This window comes from Paenibacillus sp. AR247 (genome assembly GCF_002968895.1).
Lineage (GTDB): Bacteria > Bacillota > Bacilli > Paenibacillales > Paenibacillaceae > Paenibacillus_AQ > Paenibacillus_AQ favisporus.
The window spans coordinates 193,196-198,819 of sequence record NZ_PCZT01000018.1 but is presented as its reverse complement, the minus strand read 5'-3'; the positions used below and the strand labels follow the sequence as shown (position 1 = coordinate 198,819).

At 55.4% G+C, this 5,624-nt stretch carries 3 protein-coding genes and 2 pseudogenes; 1 reads left to right on the top strand and 4 read right to left on the bottom strand.

The window, feature by feature from the left end; translation table 11 throughout:
• The 4 genes and pseudogenes from CPT76_RS42320 to CPT76_RS26675 form a co-directional block, all read right to left on the bottom strand.
• A pseudogene (locus CPT76_RS42320) lies at positions 1-103 on the bottom strand (formate/nitrite transporter family protein); the annotation flags it as partial.
• A 347-nt stretch (positions 104-450) separates the two neighbouring features.
• On the bottom strand, positions 451-1,464 hold the full coding sequence (gene moaA, locus CPT76_RS26685) for a GTP 3',8-cyclase MoaA (RefSeq protein WP_105445052.1): 1,014 nt from the start codon (positions 1,462-1,464) through the stop codon (positions 451-453).
• A gap of 95 nt (positions 1,465-1,559) precedes the next feature.
• Positions 1,560-2,366: a formate dehydrogenase accessory sulfurtransferase FdhD gene (fdhD, locus tag CPT76_RS26680; protein WP_105445098.1), complete on the bottom strand. Its 807-nt coding sequence runs from the start codon at positions 2,364-2,366 to the stop codon at positions 1,560-1,562.
• Between the two features lie 7 nt (positions 2,367-2,373).
• Complete coding sequence (locus tag CPT76_RS26675) at positions 2,374-2,721, bottom strand: Na-translocating system protein MpsC family protein (RefSeq protein WP_076173660.1); 348 nt, start codon at positions 2,719-2,721, stop codon at positions 2,374-2,376.
• Between the two features lie 331 nt (positions 2,722-3,052).
• On the opposite strand from CPT76_RS26675, the pseudogene fdhF reads away from it, so the two are divergent.
• Positions 3,053-5,624 (top strand): annotated as a pseudogene (fdhF, locus tag CPT76_RS26670) (formate dehydrogenase subunit alpha); the annotation flags it as partial.

Sequence of the window (5,624 nt, the reverse complement as noted above, 5' to 3'; positions counted from 1 at the left end):
GGAAGCCGAGAATGAGGACCGCGGACAGCGGCAGTTTGGCTTTCTTCTCCCCTGTTTCAATGGCAATATCACGAATTTGCTGCGGTGAATAAAAAGACGACATCGTACCATTCCTTCCATTTTCCTTCGTAACTTTCTTCGATAAAAGCCTGTGATTCGCAAAAAGATCCACTTTCCCTTGTTCATTCCAACAACAAAAAACCGCCACAAATCAAACCCCGGCCCTGCAGCCGAAAGTTGATTGACAGCGGTTAATTCCCCTACCCGATTCCTATAGGGAGATCAAACACACATGACACGTAACGAATAGGGCAGGTGCATTCCCTACATCCACCCCATTTGTCTATGACATTTCATACATATGATAAACACCGGTTCATAAATTTGTCAACAATTTTAAAGAAAACGTTGATCGATGTACATTCTAGGAAGCCAGAGCGGAACAAGCCGTCATCCGCCGATCCGGGACATTTCCACCTTGGCTTCCCGGCCCGTACCCGTGCTGGCTTTACCGCGGTCCAGCGAATACCGGTCATGCCGTCCTTCCCAAATGGCTATGATATGATCCGCGATCTCGTCGTCGGTTGCGCCTGAACGCAGCCATTCCCTCAGGTCATGCCCCTTCGTCGCGAACAGGCAGGTGTAGAACATGCCGTCCGCCGATAATCGGCCCCGCGTACAGGTGGAGCAGAAGGCGTCGCTGACGGATGAAATGACGCCAATTTCGCCTTGGCCGTCAAGAAACCGGAAGCGGGAAGCCACCTCTCCCTCATAGTTGGGATCGGCAGGCGCCAGCGGAAATTCGGCGTGAATCCGCTCCAGCATCTCACGCTTGCTGACGACCTGATCCCAGTTCCAACCGTTCGTATTGCCGACATCCATATATTCGATCATGCGCAAAATATGGCCCCGCTCGCGGAAATAGCGGACCATAGGCAGCAGGGCATGCTCGTTGACGCCCTTCTGCACCACCATGTTAACCTTCAAGGCCAGACCTGCTTCGGCGGCGGCGTCAATGCCCTCCAGCACCTGCGCCACCTTGGCCTTTCCGCCGTTCATCGCCAAAAAAGTGTCGTCATCGAGCGCATCCAAGCTGACGGCGACGCGCATCAAGCCCGCCTCACGCAGCGTCCGGGCGTGCCGGGCGAGCAGGCTGCCGTTCGTCGTCAAGGCAACGTCCTCCACGCCAGGGATCCGGGACACCTCCCGAATAATATCCGGAAGCTCCTTGCGCAGCAGCGGTTCGCCGCCGGTGATGCGGATTTTGCGGGCCCCGAGACGGGTGAAAATCCGCGTAATCCGCACCGTTTCCTCGACGCTAAGAATATGTTCCCTGGACAAAAAAGCGTAATCCTTGCCGAAGATTTCCTCGGGCATGCAATACCGGCAGCGGAAATTGCAGCGGTCCGTCACGGAAAGCCTCAAATCTCTGAGTATACGGTTGTATTGATCATGGGTTTCCATGATGATCCCTCCTTCATTTGAAGCTGCAAATTCCCTTGATGTGGGCTGGTGCCCGAAACAATTCGTGCTGCTGCAGCAGGTACGCCTGGGGCCGCTCAGGATTGCGGCCTGCACTCCACAATGCGGTGCGGGTGGGTATACACGTTGCAGGATTGGCCGCGAATAAAGCCGACGGCCGTAATGCCCAAATTGTCCGCCAGATCCAGCGCAAGCTCCGTTGGCGCCGATTTGGACAGGATGACGGCACAGCCGATTTTCGCCACCTTCAGCAATATTTCCGAGGAAATTCTGCCGCTGAACACGATAATTTTATCATCCACCGCGATGTCGTTTTTCAGGCAGTAACCATAAATTTTATCCAGTGCGTTATGTCGCCCGATATCCATTCTCGACAGAAGAATCCCGTTTCGGTCGCACAAAGCGGCGTTATGCACACCGCCCGTACGGTTAAACGTCTCGGCTCCCTCCTGCATCTCCCGCACGAGCCGGAAGCAATCGTCAAAGGACAGCTCCACCGGAGCCTGGTCCAGCACCTTGGCCGTTTTCGCGTCATTGAAAAACACAAAGCCCTGCCGGCTGGCGCCGCAGCAGGACGTGACGTACCTTTTGCTGTATAGCTGGCGATGGAGTGGACTCCACTTGCTTACAGACGCGTGAACGAACCCCTCCTCTTCCTGAACCCATAAGTCCTTGATTTCCTCAATGCTTGAAATGACGCCTTCCGATGCGAGATAACCGACAGCCATATCTTCAATGTATTCGGGCGTACAGACGAGGGTCGCAAATTCCTCGCCGTTGATTTTGATCGTTACCGGATGCTCGTTCACGACCAAGTCGGTCTTTTCCTCCATCTTTCCCTGTTCATACCGGATCATGCCCGGCCTGCTCGTCACAGCCTCCATCATCGCTTCATCCCTGCTCTATATTTTTCTCGAACATAAAGACCGAAACGGCCATGTCTTCTTCCACCTTGATATCCGTAAACAGATGGATCAGCTTCGATCCGCACAGCTCCTCCAGCCCTTCAGGGACCTGGGATTTGTACAGCTCCTTGATCATGTGTGTTCTCGCGCTGTGCACCATCTTCTTGCCGTCTTCGGACTGTGCGATAAACTTTTCAGTAGGTGTGAAATTGCCGTGCATCCGGGTGATCGCCATGTTCTCGACAAACGTGGTATGAATGCGTTCCGGACCTTTTCCGAACGTATCTTTCCTCACTTTGCGAATGATATCGTTAAACGCAACTTCCTTCTTCATCCCATTCTCACCTCATCACAAGTTTAACACTATACTAAATCTTAGTAGGATTGTACAGAATAATTCAACCTTGTTTTTCTGCCCGGGCGTAGTATAATCATGACGAGAATACATTTATGCCATACAGGCGCCGGAATGATCCATTAGTAGGCCAATGCTAATCGGTTACTCCACTACAACCTGCCGCGCACAATGATTAGCGGAGACGGGTTTAGTGGAGTTTTTTTGTTTTATGGCCTGCTCTTTAGCTTATGGACACCCGCCGAAGCGCTGCAAACACCGGGACGCTTGGCGGTTCCATTTTAACATTGGGGGTGAAAAGGGGGTTTTTATGTTCGTGAACCAAAATTTTGTTAACATTACGCTCGACGGACAGGCGGTGGAAGTCACATCGGGCATGACCGTGCTCGAGGCGATCAACCTTGCCGGCCTGTCGCATCCGCAAATTTGTTATGTTCCTCGAGGTAGACCCGATCCAGACGTGCGACACATGTATTGTAGAAATCGACGGGAAGCTTGCGCGCGCCTGCTCGACCATTGCCGTTTCGGGAATGAACGTCAAGCTGTCTTCCGCATCCGCCAAGGCTGCACAGACGGAAGCGATGGACCGATCTGCTCTACTGCACCGTATGCGACAACAACAACGGCAACTGCAAGCTGCATAATACCGCCGAAATGATGGAAATCGAACACCAGAAGTACCCGTACCGGCCGAAGGTCGAACCTTCGGAAGTCGATATGTCCCATCCGTTCTACCGTTATGACCCGAATCAATGCATTGCCTGCGGACAGTGTGTTGAGGTCTGCCAAAATCTGCAGGTGAATGAAACCCTTTCCATCGATTGGGAAGCAGACATCCCGCGGGTCAAGTGGGACAACGGGGTCGATATCAACGACTCGTCCTGCGTCAGCTGCGGCCAATGCGTCACCATCTGCCCGTGCAACGCCCTCATGGAAAAATCGATGCTGGGTGAGGCCGGCTTCATGACAGGCATCAACGAGGAAGTATTGAATCCGATGATCGACCTCGTCAAGGAAGTGGAGCCGGGATACAGCGGCATCTTCGCCGTTTCGGAGATCGAAGCGGCGATGCGGGACACACGCACGCGCAAGACCAAAACGGTATGCACGTTCTGCGGCGTCGGTTGCTCCTTCGAGGTGTGGACCAAAGGCCGGAAAATTTTGAAGGTACAGCCTTCCCACGATGCGCCGGTCAACGCGATCTCCACCTGTGTCAAAGGCAAATTCGGCTGGGATTTCGTCAACAGCGAAGAGCGGATTACGACCCCGCTGATCCGGCAGGGAGACGCCTTCGTAGAAGCTACCTGGGATGAGGCGCTGAACCTGGTCGCCGAACGCCTCGGAGGCATCCGTAAGGAGTACGGCAACCATTCAGTCGGCTTTATTTCTTCCTCGAAAATTACGAACGAAGAGAACTATGTGATCCAAAAGCTGGCCCGCCAGGTGTTTGAAACCAATGACGTGGACAACTGCTCCCGCTACTGCCAGTCTCCGGCTTCGGACGGACTGATGTCGACGGTCGGCATCGGCGGCGACGCCGGCACGATCCAGGACATCGCGTCAGCAGGCCTCGTTATCTTGATCGGCTGCGCGCCGGCCGAAGGCCATCCGGTCCTGGCGACCCGGATCAAGCGGGCGCACAAGCTGCACGGGCAGAAGCTGGTCGTCGCCGACCTGCGCAAGCATGAGATGGCCGAGCGATCGGACCTGTTCATCCGTCCGAAGCAGGGAACGGACTTCGTATGGCTGACGGCCGTCACGAAATACATGATTGACCAGGGATGGCACCAGCAGGCGTTTATCGACCAGTATGTCAATCAGTTTGCCGAATACCAGCAGCTGCTGGACACCTTCACGCTCGAGTACGCCGAGCAGGAAACCGGCATTGCCAAGGAGACGCTCATCTCGATCGCCGAGATGATCCGCGACGCCGACGGCACCGTCATCTGCTGGGGCATGGGCGTCACCCAAAACATCGCCGGCTCGCACACGTCGGCGGCCATCTCCAACCTGCTGCTCGCTACAGGCAACTACATGCGTCCCGGCGCCGGAGCTTACCCGCTGCGCGGGCATAACAACGTGCAGGGCGCCTGCGACATGGGCACGCTGCCGCCGTGGCTGCCGGGATACCAACACGTCTCAAACGACGAAGCGCGGACGCGGTTCGAAAAAGCTTACGGCGTGGCGATTTCGCCGCAGCCGGGTATGGACAACATCCAGATGATCGATGCGATCGACCGTGGCGACATGAAGGCGATGTACCTCGTCGGCGAGGATATGGCCTGGGTCGACTCCAACGCCAACCATGTGCACGAGGTGCTGGCGAAGCTCGACTTCTTCGTCGTGCAGGACGTATTTCTGTCACAGACAGCCCAGTTCGCCGACGTCATTCTGCCTGCCGCGCCGTCACTGGAGAAAGAAGGCACCTTCACCAATACGGAGCGGCGCGTTCAGCGCCTATATCAGGTGCTGGAGCCGCTCGGCGACTCCAAGCCGGACTGGTGGATCACAACCCAGATCGCCAAGCGTCTCGGGTATGATTGGGGTTATACCCATCCGAGCGAAATTTTCGCCGAAATGGCCAGCCTGACCCCGTTCTTCTCCCAGTGCAGCTATGACGTGCTGGAAGGCTGGGGCAGCTTCATCTGGGGCTCGGCGAGCGGGGAACACACGCCGCTGCTCTATACGGACGGCTTCTTCTTCCCGGACAAAAAGGCGCGCTTCTCACTGGTCGGCTACGTTCCGCCGGTGGAATACCCGGCCGAATTCGATCTCGTCCTGAACAACGGACGCCTGCTGGAGCAGTTCCATGAAGGCAACCTGACCAACAAATCGCACGGAATCAATCTGAAGCTGCCGGAAGTGTTCGTGGAAGTATCGCC